Below are 16,640 nucleotides of genomic sequence, written 5' to 3' on the forward strand. Positions count from 1 at the left end.
AAGTACCCGGCATGGGAGTGATCAGGGGGAAAATTCAGGGACTTTTTCCCTGAAAATTAGGTAATTGGCCACCTCAAAACCGGTAAAACCCCACACCCCACACCCCACACCCCACACCCTGCCACCACCGAAAAACTTTTTGCCGCAAACCCTATTTATTTCCTCAATTTTTTGAAGATAAAGCAACCGAACATCTGCTGGGAGATGGCATCGAAAGCTTGCCGCCAACTCACTCCTCTAGATAAGTATTTTGACTCACGCCCCTTCCTCTTTTGAGACGTTGTGACACTTAGGGTGCGGAATGTGGGTTTTGAGATTTTGTCCCTTGCTCGCCTGTCAAAATGGTAAAAGCGGAAGACCGGCTGGATTCCCTAAACAAATAAAAGCAGCCCAATACTTAGGAGCTTCATAAGGGCGTTCTAAATCAGATTTTTGACTTAATTCCCGCAAATGGGTAGCAGTTCCTATACTGTGTTTTTCTGCCGATTTGATGGCATCTTCCGTTAGCCATTGGGAACGCATTTTGGCGATGGTGAGACGCTGGAGGCTAGATTTGGCTTTTCTCAAAGCTTCTGCTTTGCTAAGTTTTGCTTTCAGGAGATAATAATAGAAATACTGCATTAAGATAGTGGTAGCCACATCCTCCACTTTCCAAAGGCTGATAATAACGGTTTTTGCTCCTGCTTGGATGAAGGAACGACGCAAACCGATGAGGGTTTCTCCTGTGTAGAGGTCTCCTAAGGCGGTTTCACAGGCGGAGGTAACGACTAACTCTGTCCCCGCTAAATTGATAGATTGCACGTCTAGGGAAGTTAATAAGCCATCTTCGGCTTTTTCGGGTAGTTTACCGCCGTTTAACATCGTATTCACCCCCGCAAAGGCTAAACCTGAACGCAACAGGGGATTTTGTCTGGTGCCGACTTGGAATCTTTCTGAGGCGGAAAGACTCGATAACATGAAGTTTTGGTTAATTGTGTCCAGTTCGGGGGTTATATCGCCGAGAAAGTAGCCATGAGTAGCAATATGGAGAATATAAGGGGCTTTTTGGGCTTTGGAGACAAGAGGTTTTAAAGCTTTGGCGGCGGTAACGGGTTTGACTCTGAGTATTTTAGCGATTTTTTCGCCTTCGATTTCGGTGCCGGGGAGGGAGTTGAATATTTGTCCTTGTCTAGAGGTGGCTAAATTGCGTAAGGATGGTTTAAAGGGGAATTTTTCCTCATTTTCAGCAGTTGATGGCGTGTTTTCGGGACTGGCTAAGTTATAGTCAGGGTTAGCGATAACGAGGGGATAGGTGACTTTGGCGGGAATTTTGGCTTTAAAGCGCAGGATATCTCGCCCTACATTTAAGAAGTTGCAGCGATATTCATCCATTAAGTAGCTGCCTTTATCGGTGGGTAAAATTTCAAAGGGTAAGCAGTTTAATTCGCCATCGGGACAGATAATTAATTCTTGGGTGAGATAAGGCTTGATTTTGTCAAAAATAAGCTGGCTTAGTTCAATTTTTGACAGTATATCCTCTTGTTTCTTAAATACGGCCACACTTAATCCTCGTGGGTTTTCTACCGATTCCCGAAACTCTTTCACTAATTTGTCTATGGGTTCAGCTTCTCCTAAATCTATCATAGTTAGCTGTTCTGGGGCTTGGGCAGGTAGGATAAAGGCGAGATAGCGAGGGGGAAAGGATGCAGCGTCACCGTTGGCGGGAATTGCCTGAAAATTGTAGTTATTAAACCTGAAAAATTCAATTAGGGTAGTTCCTTCGGGTAATTCTAAAGCGATGGTACGAAAATCAGCGTTTTGCAGTTCTTTTTCGAGGTTAAGTTCGGGGATATTTAATTCTCGTTCGAGGTTTTCCGCTTGTTGTTCGAGGGATTTAATTTCTTGTTGGTAGTAGGGAAGTTGTTCGGGGGTGGGTATATCAAAACAGCGTTTGGCGAGTTGTTGTCTGATTTGTTGCCATTGTTGGAGTTTGGGGGCAAGATGGGCGTATTGTTGGGATAAAAGGGCGATTTTTTGCAGGATGGCGGTTTCGGTTGCGATCGCTTTCCGTCTTAAGATGAGGTTATAGGCAGATTGTACCGCTTCGGGGCTATTAGGAAAGTGCTGGAAAACTAGGGAGAGAAATGCTTCTACTTTGTTGTAGTTTTCGGCAAGATAGTTGAGGCGTTGCTTATCGGTGCTAATGCTAAAGATGGTCGAGATAGTTTTTAAATCAATATCTGCCGCTTCTTGCATTAATTTTAGGGCTGGTTTATGGCAGTTGGTTGCTGTATATAAAAGGGCTAAATTATATAAAGAATCTGCAAAGTGGGGATGTTTACTCCCAAGACTTTGATAACGAATTTCTACAGCTTGGTGTAACAGAGGGAGAGACAGCGAATACTGCCCCATAAATTGATATAAAAAAGCTAAATTCTTTAGAGAAGTAGCATAGTCAGGATGTCGATTTCCAAGACTTATATGACGAATTCCTAGAGCTTCTTTATGGAGAGATATAGCTTCCTTATATTGTCCAATTGACATATATAAATTGGCTAAATTATTTAGGGATTGTGCATAGTCAGGATGTTTAACTCCAAGGCTTTGACGACGAATTTCTCGAGATTGTCGTGCCAGAGATAAACCTTCTTCATACTGTCCTATTGACTGATATATAGCGGCTAAGTTGTTGAGAGATATTGCACAGTAAGGATGATCATTTCCAAGACTTTGACGACGAATTTCTAAGGACTGTTGATAGAAATATATAGCATCATCGTATTGTCCAATTAAATGGTATAAATCGGCTAAATTATCAAGAGAAGTAGCATAGTCAGGATGATTATTTCCAAGATTTTGACGGCGAATTTTTATACATTCTTGATAAAGAGGTAAAGACTTATCATACTGCCCCATTAACTTATATAAATTGGCTATAACGTTTAGAGATTGAGCGTATTCTGGGTGGTCTAGTCCAAGACTTTGACGACGAATTTCTAAGGACTGTTGTACTAGAGGTAAAGCGTCGTTATACTGCCCCATTGATTCATATAAATCGGCTAAATTATTCAGACAAACAGCATAATCAGGATCTTCAACTCCAAGAATTGTCCCAAAAATTTCTAGGACTTGTCTCAACAGGGGTAAAGCTTCTCTATACCGTCCCATTGATTCATATAATATAGCCAAATTATTTAAAGAATTAGCATAGTCAGGATGCTCAGTTCCAAGATGTTCACTGAAAATCTCTAGCGTTCTTTGATAAAAAGATAAAGCATCTTTATACCGTCCCATTAACCCATATAAATTAGCTAAATTATTGAGGGCAGCAGCGTATTGAATATGGTTAGTTCCGAGACTTTCACTATAAATTTCTAGAACTTGTTGAAAGAGGGGTAAAGCTTCCCTATACTGTCCTCTTGACTTATATAATATGGCTAAATTATGTAGATATTCTACATCTTTTGGATGGTCATCATCAAGACTTTGACGACCAATTTGTCGATCTGATGAATCGAGAGCGCCAAGTTGTTCTTCTGTACTAATAATACGACGTTGACGATCTGCACTTGGGTTGTCTAGATATTGTGATCGGGGGCTGTGAAGCTTGCCCCAATCTTCATCTTCAGAACTAGCTAGGTAGAGGATAATTTGTGACCATGGAGTTGAAAAAAATTGTTTAATTATTTCTAATACTTGTTGAGCCTCTTGTAGTCTTCCTTGTTGCTGGAATATATCCACCGCCTTGAATAAATCCGTACTCGCCCCCTGTAAATCGTTTTTTTGAGCTTTTTGTATCCCTTGTTGAACGAAATCTTCTGCTTTTGAAGTCATAGATAATCAAACCTCTAAATAATAAATTGATATATGGTAAAAATTGTACGGAGACAAAATTGTCAAAACTCGTTCGCCTCGATCTTTTGTTGTGTGAGTGTACCTAATAGATTCGGCTCAAGAAAGATGGTGTAATTTGTATACTCTGGAATGGTGATCTCTTGGTCAATTTTGCTGTAAGAACCCTGAGTGCCAAACAGATATTTATCTCCGTACCACCTTTCCCCCATAGCTAACTTGATTATATAACTCCCTGGTGGAATGGGCATTTTATGGGAGTTACCCTTTACTATTAAGAACCAGCAGATCTCCTTCTTGGTGCTTGTATTCTCTAATTTTATCACCAGATTTTCTGTTCCCTGTGACGGAATAATTTTGAGTGTACTGCTGGTTGCTCCCCGATTGAATTTGTACACTCCGTAACCATTTTTAGGGAGGGGTAATCTTGACGGTAATCGGCTACCAATAACTTGCTTCAAATTAGGGTTAAGGCGTATCGCTTGTTCATAATCTGTGAGTGCTTTTTGATACTTTTTTAACCAATAGTAAGTATCCCCTCGTTTATTGTAAGCATCAGCCAATTTAGGATTGAGGCGAATGGCTTCGGTATAGTCGGCGATCGCCTGTTGGGATTCTCCTAACCTATTATGGACGATGCCTCGATTAAAGTAAGCATCAACCAAGTTAGGATCGAGGCTAAGGGCTTGGGTATAGTCGGCGATCGCCTGTTGGGATTCTCCTAACCTATTATGGACGATGCCTCGATTAAAGTAAGCATCAACCAAGTTAGGATCGAGGCTAAGGGCTTGGGTATAGTCGGCGATTGCTTTTTGAGATTCTTTTAACCGATTATAAGCAAGTCCCCTGTTAAAGTAAGCATCAGCATAGTTAGGATTGAGGCGAATGACTTGGGTATAGTCGGCGAGTGCTTTTTGGTATTTCCCTAATTGTCCATAGGCAAGTCCTCGGTTAAAATAAGCATCAGCCAAGTTAGGATTGAGGCGAAGGGCCTGGTCAAAGTCGGCGATCGCTTTTTGGTATTCTTTTAAGTTATTATAGGCAGTCGCTCGGTTAAAGTAAGCAATAGCATTATTAGGATTAAGGCGAAGGGCTTGGTCAAAGTCTGCGATCGCTTTTTGGTATTCTTTTAAGTTATTATAGGCAGTCGCTCGGTTAAAGTAAGCAATAGCATTATTAGGATTGAGGCGAAGGGCTTGGTCAAAGTCGGCGATCGCTTTTTGAGATTCTTTTAAGTTATTATAGGCAGTCGCTCGGTTAAAGTAAGCAATAGCATTATTAGGATTAAGGCGAAGGGCTTGGTCAAAGTCTGCGATCGCTTTTTGAGATTCTTTTAGCCAATTATAGGTATTTCCTCGGTAATTGTAAGCATCAGCATAACTAGGATTGAGGCGAATGGCTTCGGTATAGTCGGCGAGTGCTTTTTGGTATTTCCCTAATTGTCCATAGGCAAGTCCTCGGTTAAAGTAAGCAATAGCATGGTTAGGATTGAGGCGAAGGGCTTGGTCAAAGTCGGCGATCGCTTTTTGAGATTCTTTTAGCCAATTATAGGTATTTCCTCGGTCATTGTAAGCATCAGCATAACTAGGATTGAGGCGAATGGCTTCGGTATGATCGGTGAGTGCTTTTTGGTATTCCCCTAATTGTCCATAGGCAAGTCCTCGGTTATAGTAAGCAATAGCATGGTTAGGATTGAGACGAATTGCTTCACTATAGTCTGTGATCGCCCCATTCCAGTCTTTGTGCCTCGCTTTTTCGACCCCTTGATTATTAACAAAATTGCTTCGCTGGACACCACAAGCTGAGAGTCCTATCGTGATGGAGAGCGCAATTAAGACAGAGAAAGAACGTAGAGACATCATTGATTCTCCCTTGAATTGTTATCGGTTTAAGTTGAGTTTATTGTGGTAATTGATTAGCGAGAAAGAATCCTGTATCAGCGATGATCATTTTTTTCGGATAGGAGTGAATGCAAAATGTTTTCTGAGTTTTCGGCAAAGTCAGCCTCTGCTTCAAAGCTACCGATAAAGGAACTTTGTTTTAATTTAGCTAGGGGATCGTGTGTTTTTTCTTGTAGTTGTTGATAGCGTAGTTCAATGGCTTGTTGAATGGTTTCTAAAGTATTTTCTTGGGTAGTTTGTTGAATATAGGCTAGTTTTTGAGCGTGTTCATCGTCTATTTGAATAGAAATTTGCATTGTTTTTTCCTATTTTATGGGCAATTACTGTTTACAATAGGCAAATGCGATCGCTGGCATGATGCGATCTAGTTATACTATTGTATCTGGTTAATTATGGCTTGATTCATGTTACTATTCTCCTTGATAAACTAAGTTTTTGTTGCTGATTATTGTTGCTGATTGATCAGAGTAATTAATTGTTTGTTCCACCACCTTAAACCGCTTATAAAACACTTCACTATTACCCTGTTGACCCAATTTAACAAATATCTCCTCAAGACGCTCTTGATTTAAGATAATATCTGTAGGGTCACATTCCCCATTAACCCAAGATAAATCAATGGGTTGCTCTGTGACAATTGCCAGAAAATATTCATCTCCTACTGCATCATATTGGAAAAATCGAGCTAGTCCTTCAGACGGAGGTAAACGAAGTCCTTCTGACAGCTTAGTATAAGGAACATAGGCAAATGCTCTTGAAGGACTAAAGAGATAAAAATTTCCTTCTACAGTCTCATTAATTAACAATAAATATTTACCATTTTCAGGTAAATCAACCCATAAATAATGGGGCTTGTTAAGATAAATATAATTACCCTTATCTGGCTCTGGCTTAATTACAGTACCATTCATAACTAGACCCCTTTTTGAACTACCGTTTGAGGCTCCTCCATTAGGGGATTTTTCTCCCTCAAAATTTTCATTAATATCCAGCATCGTTAACTTATTACAAGCAGGTGCAGCAACTTCTTTTGCTAATTCCCAACCCATCCGAGGAAATTTTTTCTCCCATAACCATTGATAAGTCACTTGATGAGGTTCAATTGAATTCTGAGGTTTTCCTTTCTTCTCATATTTAGTAGTAATTAAATTGACACTTAATTCTAATCCATCGTCTATCATCGCTTGTTTAAACACATCTACCATTATTCTCCTAATTCTTTTCGCATATTCATTAATAGTTGCTTCCGTATAATGAAGATTATGCTTATCTTTCATTATTTCGACAATTTCACTTCTTTTTTTATCTTGATTTTTGGGATGATATAGAAGTTGAAATAAACAACTATGATCTTGATTTTTTATCAAACCAGTATTTTGCAATATCTGGTTTAGAAATGCTTTTTGCAATAGGTCTTTATCTTTAGTTCCTATCGTGTCAGGAATGCCAACCATTTTTAGTTCAAAAATAATCAAAAATTAATAGAGATATTTAAAGATTACATCATTTCCTCGGATTTGTCAATATTTTTATGAGAAAGAGAAAGCAATGTTATTAATGGTTATTAAAAGTTATGTACGGTTATTTAGAGCTATTTAAAGTTATTTAGAGTTGTTGGCTGATACCAATTTGTTATTCAGTATCTATTGAATGTTATTTGCTCTGAATGTTTGACTTGAATCATCAACTTAATTAATTCACAGGAGTTGACAGCTAATGCCAGTTTACAACGGTACAATTTACAATGACTTCTTGTTCGGCAGTTTCGGTAATGACACCCTTTACGGGAATGAAGGGAATGATAGCATTTACGGCCAAGGGGGCAACGACTACATCGACGGTGGAATAGGCAACGACTACATTGATGGTGGAGATGGTGCAGATATCATCTTCGGCCGCGCTGGAAATGACAATGTCTTCGGCGGAAACGGTAGTGACTTGCTCATTGGCGAAGCGGGTGCTGACACTTTATCAGGCGGAAACGACACTGATTATCTCTTTGGCGGAGCCGACAAGGATGTTCTATTAGGAGGCGCTGGGAATGACTTTGTCTATGGCGGCTATGGCAATGATATCCTCACTGGCGGCACTGGTGCCGATGTCTTTTATTTCGGTTCTCTTCTAGAAGGAGTTGACGTAATCAAGGATTTTCAGCGGGCGAATCTTTTGGTTCGCCTGTTCCAGACGACTGGGGAATTTTTGCTCACTGGTCAAACTAAAAGCATGAACCTTGTTCTCAAGGAACAAAAGATAACGAACAACAAAAAAAGAATTAATTTTTGAGGAGCAACAAAAATGTTCAATCCCTGCAACCCCAAATATCCCTTATTTACTTTTGCTATTGCTTTATTCGTTGGCGGTATTACTAATCCAAGCAGTGCAGCAGAGTTTAAATTTCCTGATCAGGTTGATATTTACGTTAAATCCTTAGGAGGTGGTGCTGGTGCCAATTCTGAGTTTGGTCTTGGGACTACTTCAGAAAACTTTGTTCCAGTTCTTTCAGGATTGCCGAATAATCCATCAACAAACAGTGAGGTTTTTTTGGGGTCTTTTAATCCAGATCAACCAATTCCACTGGCAGTTCTAACTAACTGGAATGGTCAAAGTTTTTTCGCTACAATTGGAAGCACAGATATGGCTTCACAAATAGTTTTTTCAGATCTAGATAATAGCCTTGGTTTCGGAGGAAATACATTTGAGTTACTAGATGCTAATATCTTCTTAGCTCATCTTGATGACGCTGCATCTTTCACTGTAGATGATGATGACGATGATGTTCTTGTTCAGATTCGTGTTGCATCTAAAAGAACGACTCCAGAATCCAGCAGCGTTCTTGCTTATATTACCCTTGGGGGTTTAATGCTAGGGAGTGCTATCCGCAAAGCCAGAAAGTGATCGCATTGTAGCTCGCTATTGGGTTGTTGTCAAACGAACAAGTCTCAATGGGTTCCAGGAGAAATTGTCACAGCTGGGCAAGTAGTAAAAGCGATTATTCTTAACGGATTGGGATTTGTCTCCCGATCCTTGTATTTATTTCCTCAATTTTTTGAAGATAAAGCAACCGAACATCTGCGGGGAGATGGCATCGAACCCAAACACCTGAATGATGATAAAATTAGTCGAGTAATGGACAAACTTTATCAACTTGATGTTTCGGCCATTTTCCTACTGATTAGTTTAGCGGCCGTGAAAAAATTTGGTGTGGCGACCGAGAATTCCCATTTAGATGCTACTTCCCTCTCAGTGGAAGGAGAATATAATACTAAATCCGTTGAGTATAGGCTACATATCAGGACAGGCACTCATGCAATAGGCAAGAGGCAAAAGGGGGAATAAATAATCAGTTTTTAATAACCAGATTTAGTATAAAAAGGAATACCCAACAGTAGAAATCCTTAGGCTAAGTTGAAGTTATAGTTTTAAGTATTTAATTGACTAACAAAGACTAGAGAAGGAGCAAAGGGAAAAAATGTCAATTAATGAATACAATTTTGTTACGGTTTTGCTCCTAGGGATGATTGATCGGTTAGAATGGTAAGACGCTCAACGATAACAATTATGACTTTACTAGCGAAATCTTTAGAGGAACTGACCGACTGGGTAAAAGACCAGGGACAACCCGCTTATCGGGGTAAACAATTACACCAATGGCTATATGAAAAAGGGGTGCATTCTTTGGCGGATATTTCCGTATTCCCCCAAGAATGGCGCAGCAAGATGGCAGACTATCCTATTGGTCGTTCCCTTATACATTATCGCAGTGTAGCACCCGATCGCACTCGTAAATATCTGCTAAAACTGGCGGATGGTTTAATTATCGAAGCGGTGGGAATTCCTAGTGAAAAAAGATTGACGGTTTGTGTTTCTTCCCAAGTGGGTTGCCCGATGGCCTGTGATTTTTGTGCCACGGGAAAAGGGGGTTTTACTCGTAATTTACAAGCTCATGAAATCGTTGACCAAGTGTTAACAGTACAGGAGGATTTTCAGCAACGAGTTAGTCATGTGGTATTTATGGGCATGGGGGAACCTTTATTAAATATCCCCGAAGTGGTGACAGGGATTCATTGCCTTAATAAAGATGTGGGTATCGGTCAGCGTTGTTTAACGATTTCTACCGTGGGATTACCCCATAAAATCAAGCAACTAGCGGCACATAATTTACAAGTAACTTTTGCTGTTAGTCTCCATGCTTCTAATCAACAAGTTAGAGCTAAATTAATCCCCAGTGCCGACCATTATCCTCTAAGTAATCTGATCCAAGACTGTCAGGAATACGTTCAAATCACGGGACGACGGGTGACATTTGAATACATTCTTTTAGCGGGAGTGAATGATTTACCCGAACACGCAGGGGAATTAGCCAAACTGGTGAAAGGGTTTCAATCTCACGTCAATTTAATCCCTTATAATCCTATTCAAGAGGTGGATTATCAACGGCCTGATGAAAAGAGAATTAAGGCTTTTAAAACTATTTTAGAACAGGAAAAAGTCGCCGTTACTGTCCGTTATTCGAGAGGTTTAGCGACCGATGCGGCCTGTGGACAATTGCGATCGAGCGTTATGGTACAATAAACAGGCGTAAATCGGCCATTAACTAGGGTTGGCTGAATACATCTAAAAACCTTGTTGGGTAAGACGTTTAGACTTTTGGAAAATCAAAAAGTGCCAGCCATTGGAGGGATCGGGGGGAAATTTCAGGGGAAAAGTACCTTAAAATAAAACCCTACACCCTACACCCCACACCCTACACCCTACACCCTGGCCCCACGAGAAACTTTTTGCCGCAAACCCTAACTAGATTGCTAGTCTCCCTGCTAGGCTAAACTAGAGAACTATAACATCAATGTCGGAGCCATTTCGATGCAAAGTCTCTCTAGTGCCAAAGAAAATCGCCTTTTTGTCTATGAAGTCGTCGGTTTGAGTCAAAATGACAATACTGATAACCTAGATTATTCTATCCGTAAGAGTGGCAGTGTCTTTTTGACCGTTCCCTATAGCCGCATGAATCAAGAAATGCGTCGGATTACCCGTTTAGGCGCTCGCATCGTCAGCATTAAACCCTTAAACGCAGCTGCGGCCCAGTAGTTGAAAAAATAATTATCGGTAATATCTGTCCCCCGCTTTTGTCCTGATCAGGCAAACTAGGGGGATTTTTAGCATAAATGGGAAAAAGTAGCATAAATCTTAATAAAAAGTAAAATGCTGCAAATGTAACAGATTTTAACCAGAGACTTAACCTATCCTATCCAAAAGGATAAAAGCGATGTCTGTGGTTTTTTTAAGATAACTCTCAATTAGGCCTAGGTGTAGTGTACCGATGGTAGGCTAAACTATGGAACGATTATCGTGACTTGAGTTGGGAGTTATATTTAATGTACAGTCCGAGTACACTAGCGGGAAACCGTTTATTTGTTTACGAAGTGGCGGGTCTCAATCAAAACGACAATACTGACAGCTTGGATTATTCAATCCGTCAGAGTGGAAGCGTGTTTTTCACGGTTCCCTACAGTCGCATGAATCAAGAAATGCGTCGGATTACCCGTTTAGGTGGTCGTATCGTCAGCATCAAACCCTTCAATGGGATTGCCCCCGTAGCAACTGTTTCTAGTGCCTCCACACCACAGCCAATCGCTCAATCATCGCCCGTCCCCGAACAGACCAAGAAAAAGGCCATGACTCAAGCGAAAGAAAAAACAGATATCCCCGTCAACATCTACCGTCCGAATCAACCCTTTATCGGCAAATGTATCGAGAACTATGCTCTCGTTGATGAGGGAGGTATCGGCATCGTACAACACGTCACCTTTGACCTTTCTGGGAGCGATTTACGCTATTTAGAAGGCCAAAGTATCGGTATTATCCCCCCGGGTACCGATGCTAATGGCAAACCTCATAAATTGAGACTCTATTCGATCGCCTCCACCCGTCATGGTGATAAATTAGACGATAAAACCGTATCCCTCTGCGTGCGTCAGTTAGAATACCAACACCCAGAAACCAAGGAAACGGTTTATGGAGTTTGTTCCACCCATCTCTGTAATGTAGAGGTGGGTGCCGATGTGGCTATTACCGGCCCTGTGGGTAAGGAAATGCTGCTACCGGGTGATGAAGATGCCACTATCATTATGATGGCCACTGGGACGGGAATCGCTCCCTTCCGAGCTTTCCTCTGGCGGATGTTCAAGGAACAACACGAAGATTATAAATTCAAAGGTCTAGCTTGGTTGATTTTCGGAGTTCCCAAAACGGCCAATATTCTCTACCAAGAAGAATTAGAGAAAATAGCGGCGGAATTCCCCGATAACTTCCGTCTCACCTATGCCATCAGCCGGGAACAGCAAAATCCCCAGGGCGGTAGAATGTATATTCAACACCGGGTAGCCGAACACGCTGACGAAATCTGGAATCTACTCCAAAGTCCCAAAACCCACGCTTATATGTGCGGACTGAAAGGGATGGAAGATGGTATCGACGATGCTATCAGTGGTGCTGCTGCTAAAAATGGCGCTGATTGGTCTGTCTATCAGAAACAACTGAAAAAAGAACATCGCTGGCACGTAGAAACCTACTAAACCAGAAAGGTTCTCTGAAAATTTTTTCGGGTGGGCATTGCTCACCCTTTTTGTCTTGGCTTCGGTTAAGATCAGTTTCTTAAAAGGCTTTTAATACTAAATCTAGTTATTAAAAACTGATTATCTATTCCCTCTTTTGCATGAGTGCCTCTTACCTTTTGCCTGTCCTCACAAGTAGCCTATACTCAACGGATTTAGTATAAAAAGATGAAATTCTCTCGACGCTTTTTTCCTGTTTTCCTTGCCCTCTGCTTACTGTTTATTTTGCTGCCCCGGGCCTGGAGTTTTACTAATAGCCAAAAACAAATTCTGGCAGATTTAAAAACAGCCGAGATTATTTATCTGGGGGAAAGGCACGATAGCCAAGCCGATCATCAGGCCCAATTAGCTATTATCGAGTATTTACAGGCTAATAATCCCCAAATAGCGATCGCTTTCGAGATGTTTCAACGTCCTTACCAAATCTATTTGGATCAGTATTTAGCCGGCAAAATTAGCGAAAATCAGTTGAGAGAAAAAAGTGAATACGACCAACGTTGGGGATTTGATTGGGAATTTTACGCCCCGATCCTGCGCTTGGCCAAGGCAAAAAAACTACCAGCGATCGCCCTAAATACACCCACGGAAATCACTAGAAAAGTGGCACGGGAGGGCTTAGAAAGCCTCTCCACCTCAGAAATGACCTACATTCCCCCTAAAAGCGAAATAAACCAGGATAACGAGGAGTACCGTCAACAGATCTTAGCCGTTTATCAGCAACACACGGGGGGCAAAAGTCAGGGATTCGATCGCTTTTTTCTGGCACAAGTCCTCTGGGATGAAACCATGGCCGATGCGATCGCTAAATTCTGGCAAGCTCATCCCGACTATCAGATCATCGTCCTAGCAGGAAAAGGTCATATTGCCTACGGTTACGGTATTCCCAGTCGAGTCCAAAGAAGATTAGGCGATCGCGTCATCCAGCGTTCGGTTTTCTTGGGAGATGCTCCTCAATCATCACCAGCAGAAACCAAAAAACCCGCCGATTATTTTTGGCAAGAGCAAAATTAAGCCAGTCAGGAGTTAGGAAGCAAGGGATGGTAAGCTAAGATGCCAGTCTTTCAATTTAGTAGATAATAAGTCTGAAAAACTGAGGCTATTTTATGATTAATTTAACCTGTCAAGATAACGAAACGCTCGATCGCATTTTAGCTGTGACTCGTGCCGTCGGTTGGGGTGGTGCTAAAATTCTCCAATCCTACCACCGCGGTGAACAGGATTTAGCCGTCAACAAGAAGAAAAAAGGCGGACCAGTGACGGCGGCGGATTTAGCGGCAAATAACTATATTTTAGGGGAATTACAAACAAATTTTTCTGATATCGACTTTGGTTATCTGAGCGAGGAAACCCATCAAGGCAATGAAGCTATCCCGAAAGATTGGGTATGGATTATCGATCCTTTGGACGGAACCCGCGATTTTATCAACAAAACGGGAGAATATGCCCTACATATCGCCTTATGTTATCAGGGAAGACCGATCATCGCCGTGGTTGCCCTACCGGATCAAGAAAAACTCTATTTTGCCCAAAAAGGAAAAGGTACTTTTCTAGAAACTAGCGACGGAAATATTACACAGGTAAAAGTTGCCAATAAAGATAAAATTACCGATCTCTATCTGGTGGTTAGTCGTACCCATCGCGACCAACGTTTTGATAATTTATTAAGTCAAATACCCTTCTTCGGTAAAAATTATGTGGCTAGTGTGGGCTGTAAAATTGCCACAATCCTCGAACAAAAATCCGATGTTTATATCTCCCTATCGGGGAAATCGGCGGCTAAAGACTGGGATTTTGCCGCTCCGGAGTTGATTTTAACGGAAGCAGGCGGCAAATTCTCCTATTTTGACGGTCAACCGGTGCGCTATAATCGCGGCGATGTGCGGCAATGGGGGGGGATCATGGCTAGTAATGGTCCTTGTCATCAACAACTTTGTCAGTTGTCCACGGCAATCCTCGCCCAAATTGATGCCACTGTCTAATTTCTGACTTGAAAGAGGGTGTAGGGTGTGGGGTGTGGGGTGTAGGGAAGGAAACCTCTTTCATCTGTGGGGGTGAAAATTTTTTCATCGGGACTGACTGGAAAATAGAAGCTGAAATAACGCCAATTCGTCAATCAGAATATTTTCAGGCTTGGCGGTGCCAACTTTGGCATCAGGACTGCCCCCTAACCGAGAATCAGAGATCGGTAGAATGGAAAAAAACCAGATCGAGCAATGTTACGGTTAAAAACTTGGCAAGGGTTGATTTTAGCAGTTCCGATCGCCGCCGTGGTCATCTTTCTGATCGTGGCCGCCAGTGTCCAGATCAATCAATGGGGTTTAAATTGGATTTGGGCAGTTTTTACCCTGATTTTTGTCGCTTGGCGCTTCCTGTTGGTCAAATGGACGCGCCCAGTAGTCGGAGAAATTGAAGCCACCATTGCCGAAGTGAAGGCAGAATTAACCCCTCCTGACGGTGATTCTGGGGGCAATGTTGAAGAAATTATCGAGAGGATTATCGTCGAGGCCCGCAATGATCGCCCGGTTTGGGAAGATTGGGCGACTTTTTGGCAACGCTGTCAGGATTTGGTCAGTGCCATCGCTCATATATATTACCCCGATGTCAAGTACCCCTTATTAAATATTTACATTCCCCAGGCCTACGGTTTAATTCGGGGAACCGTGGATGATAGCGATCGCTGGATGCGGAATCTCTCCCCGGCCCTGAATCAAATCACCATCGGGCAAGCCTATCAGGCCTACGAAGTTTATCAAAAATTGCAACCCTCAGCCCGGAAACTTTGGCAAGTCTGGAATTGGGCGCAATGGGTGATCAATCCCGCCGCGGCTGTGGCTAAAGTGGCCAGTCAAAAGTACAGCGATCGAGCGGATCAGCAATTATTAGTCAATTTAGGGCAAGTTTTGCGGGAAAATGCCCTAAGAAATCTCTCTCGCCAAGCGGTGTTACTCTACAGTGGCGGCAATCTCGCCCCAACTCTCCCCACCAAGACCAAAATCGCCACCACTACTCTCAAGGAAATTCTCGCCCAAGCTGAACCAATCACGGAAATCGATCGCCAACCGGTTAATATTCTGCTGGTTGGACGCACCGGGGCCGGCAAAAGCAGTTTAATTAATACTCTCTTTCGGGCCGATTTAGCCCAAGTGGATCTATTGCCCAGTACCGATGCGATTCAATCCTACCATTGGCAAACCCCAGAAGGGGACGAGTTAATCCTCTGGGATACTCCGGGCTATGAACAGGCAAATCGGGCTGATTATCGGCAAAAAGTTCTTAATTATGCCAAAAACGCCGATTTATTGATTCTTGTCACCCCCGCCCTCGATCCCGCCCTGGCCATGGATGAGGCTTTTCTTAAAGATTTGCAACAAACTATTGACAATTTACCAGTTATAGTCTGTGTTTCCCAAGTCGATCGCCTGCGTCCGGTGCGAGAGTGGCAACCCCCCTATAATTGGCTGACGGGAGAAAGTCCCAAAGAAGTCAATATCCGCGAATGCTTGCAGTATCGGGCGGAATTATTCGAGGATCTCTGCGATCGCATTTTGCCGATGGTCAGTCAACAGCCGGATAGAGAAGCTTGGGGGGATGAGGAGTTATCAATCGCTTTACTGGGGGCAATTTCACCCGCAAAACAGTTGCGTTTAGCCCGTTTTTTAGCGGATTTAGAAACTCGAACTCTGGCAGCGGCGAAAATAATCGATCGCTATACTTTACAGATGGCCACGGGGCAAGGTTTAACGGCCCTATTAAAAAGTCCTATTCTAGGTTTTATCTCCACTTTAGCCACGGGAAGACCGACTTTAGCCTATCTTTTAGCTGAACAAATTCCTGTGGAACAATTACCAGTAGCGATCGGTAAATTACAGATGGCCTACGAGCTTTATTCTCTCTTGAATCCAGAGAATAAAAGTTTTGATTTATTGGCACTTTGGCCAATACTATTAGAAAATTATAGCACTGCTGACAAGGAAGCTTGGGCCTGGGGTCATGCTCTGGTAGAATATTGGACAAAGAACCTATCGATCGAACAGTTCCGGTCAAGTTATCAGGGGTATTTAGAAACGACAAAAACAGGCCTCTAACCAGATTAATTAAGCTAAAACTTTATTCCTCTTGAAAAATATAGGAGAGTGGGGAGGAGAGGTTTCTGGAGTTGAGATTTCTGGCCCTTGTACTAAAATTCCTCAGTAGGCAGTTTAAATGCAGTGCAGCTTATACTAAATCCGTTGAGTAACGCACAGAAAACGGGTTTCTCCGAGAAACCCGTTTTCTACCTACTCATGCACTCATGCAA

Annotated in this window: 12 protein-coding genes and 1 pseudogene; 9 read left to right on the plus strand and 4 right to left on the minus strand. The window is 42.2% G+C overall.

The window, feature by feature from the left end:
- Positions 1 to 336: 336 nt before the first annotated feature.
- From IM456_RS08225 to IM456_RS08240, 4 genes are all read right to left on the minus strand, one after another.
- A complete protein-coding gene (locus tag IM456_RS08225; protein WP_287692234.1) occupies positions 337 to 3,813 on the minus strand; it encodes a CHAT domain-containing tetratricopeptide repeat protein in 3,477 nt (1,158 codons plus the stop codon).
- Between the two features lie 62 nt (positions 3,814 to 3,875).
- Positions 3,876 to 5,693, minus strand: a complete 1,818-nt coding sequence (locus IM456_RS08230) for a tetratricopeptide repeat protein (protein ID WP_287692237.1) — start codon at positions 5,691 to 5,693, stop codon at positions 3,876 to 3,878.
- 74 nt (positions 5,694 to 5,767) lie between these two features.
- A complete protein-coding gene (locus IM456_RS08235) occupies positions 5,768 to 6,028 on the minus strand; it encodes a hypothetical protein (protein ID WP_002795578.1) in 261 nt (86 codons plus the stop codon).
- Positions 6,029 to 6,142: 114 nt separating this feature from the next.
- A complete protein-coding gene (locus IM456_RS08240; protein ID WP_287692240.1) occupies positions 6,143 to 7,186 on the minus strand; it encodes a hypothetical protein in 1,044 nt (347 codons plus the stop codon).
- 262 nt (positions 7,187 to 7,448) lie between these two features.
- Between IM456_RS08240 and IM456_RS08245 the strand changes: the two genes are divergently transcribed.
- The 9 genes and pseudogenes from IM456_RS08245 (at position 7,449) to IM456_RS08285 (ending at position 16,428) form a co-directional block, all read left to right on the plus strand.
- Positions 7,449 to 8,015, plus strand: coding sequence for a calcium-binding protein (locus IM456_RS08245; RefSeq protein ID WP_287692242.1), 567 nt, complete (start codon positions 7,449 to 7,451; stop codon positions 8,013 to 8,015).
- Positions 8,016 to 8,027: 12 nt separating this feature from the next.
- Complete coding sequence (locus IM456_RS08250; RefSeq protein WP_149986997.1) at positions 8,028 to 8,627, plus strand: hypothetical protein; 600 nt, start codon at positions 8,028 to 8,030, stop codon at positions 8,625 to 8,627.
- Between the two features lie 57 nt (positions 8,628 to 8,684).
- Positions 8,685 to 8,990 (plus strand): annotated as a pseudogene (locus IM456_RS08255) (DUF4277 domain-containing protein); the annotation flags it as partial.
- A gap of 300 nt (positions 8,991 to 9,290) precedes the next feature.
- Positions 9,291 to 10,304 carry a dual-specificity RNA methyltransferase RlmN gene (gene rlmN, locus IM456_RS08260; protein WP_287692246.1) on the plus strand — a complete coding sequence of 338 codons (1,014 nt, stop codon included), beginning with the start codon at positions 9,291 to 9,293 and terminating at the stop codon, positions 10,302 to 10,304.
- A 288-nt stretch (positions 10,305 to 10,592) separates the two neighbouring features.
- Positions 10,593 to 10,817: a rod-capping linker protein CpcD gene (gene cpcD / locus IM456_RS08265; RefSeq protein ID WP_002795571.1), complete on the plus strand. Its 225-nt coding sequence runs from the start codon at positions 10,593 to 10,595 to the stop codon at positions 10,815 to 10,817.
- A 287-nt stretch (positions 10,818 to 11,104) separates the two neighbouring features.
- Positions 11,105 to 12,304: a bifunctional rod-capping linker CpcD/ferredoxin--NADP reductase PetH gene (gene cpcD/petH, locus IM456_RS08270; protein WP_002795570.1), complete on the plus strand. Its 1,200-nt coding sequence runs from the start codon at positions 11,105 to 11,107 to the stop codon at positions 12,302 to 12,304.
- Between the two features lie 207 nt (positions 12,305 to 12,511).
- A complete protein-coding gene (locus tag IM456_RS08275; RefSeq protein WP_149986999.1) occupies positions 12,512 to 13,354 on the plus strand; it encodes a ChaN family lipoprotein in 843 nt (280 codons plus the stop codon).
- 92 nt (positions 13,355 to 13,446) lie between these two features.
- Entirely contained in the window at positions 13,447 to 14,322 is an 876-nt protein-coding gene (locus IM456_RS08280; RefSeq protein WP_149987000.1) for a 3'(2'),5'-bisphosphate nucleotidase CysQ family protein, read from the plus strand.
- Positions 14,323 to 14,556: 234 nt separating this feature from the next.
- Entirely contained in the window at positions 14,557 to 16,428 is a 1,872-nt protein-coding gene (locus tag IM456_RS08285) for a GTPase family protein (protein ID WP_149987001.1), read from the plus strand.
- The last annotated feature ends 212 nt before the right edge of the window (positions 16,429 to 16,640 follow it).

It is taken from the genome of Microcystis sp. M079S1, assembly GCF_020246425.1.
GTDB classification, from domain to species: Bacteria; Cyanobacteriota; Cyanobacteriia; order Cyanobacteriales; family Microcystaceae; genus Microcystis; species Microcystis aeruginosa.

Excerpts from the sequence above, each read along its gene's own strand:
- IM456_RS08235 (WP_002795578.1), bottom strand. The coding sequence starts at position 6,028 with ATGCAAATTTCTATTCAAATAGACGATGAACACGCTCAAAAACTAGCC.
- IM456_RS08280 (WP_149987000.1), top strand. The coding sequence starts at position 13,447 with ATGATTAATTTAACCTGTCAAGATAACGAAACGCTCGATCGCATTTTA.
- IM456_RS08245 (WP_287692242.1), top strand. The coding sequence starts at position 7,449 with ATGCCAGTTTACAACGGTACAATTTACAATGACTTCTTGTTCGGCAGT.
- IM456_RS08230 (WP_287692237.1), bottom strand. The coding sequence starts at position 5,693 with ATGATGTCTCTACGTTCTTTCTCTGTCTTAATTGCGCTCTCCATCACG.
- cpcD (WP_002795571.1), top strand. The coding sequence starts at position 10,593 with ATGCAAAGTCTCTCTAGTGCCAAAGAAAATCGCCTTTTTGTCTATGAA.
- IM456_RS08225 (WP_287692234.1), bottom strand. The coding sequence starts at position 3,813 with ATGACTTCAAAAGCAGAAGATTTCGTTCAACAAGGGATACAAAAAGCT.
- rlmN (WP_287692246.1), top strand. The coding sequence starts at position 9,291 with ATGACTTTACTAGCGAAATCTTTAGAGGAACTGACCGACTGGGTAAAA.
- IM456_RS08285 (WP_149987001.1), top strand. The coding sequence starts at position 14,557 with ATGTTACGGTTAAAAACTTGGCAAGGGTTGATTTTAGCAGTTCCGATC.
- cpcD/petH (WP_002795570.1), top strand. The coding sequence starts at position 11,105 with ATGTACAGTCCGAGTACACTAGCGGGAAACCGTTTATTTGTTTACGAA.
- IM456_RS08250 (WP_149986997.1), top strand. The coding sequence starts at position 8,028 with ATGTTCAATCCCTGCAACCCCAAATATCCCTTATTTACTTTTGCTATT.
- IM456_RS08240 (WP_287692240.1), bottom strand. The coding sequence starts at position 7,186 with ATGGTTGGCATTCCTGACACGATAGGAACTAAAGATAAAGACCTATTG.
- IM456_RS08275 (WP_149986999.1), top strand. The coding sequence starts at position 12,512 with ATGAAATTCTCTCGACGCTTTTTTCCTGTTTTCCTTGCCCTCTGCTTA.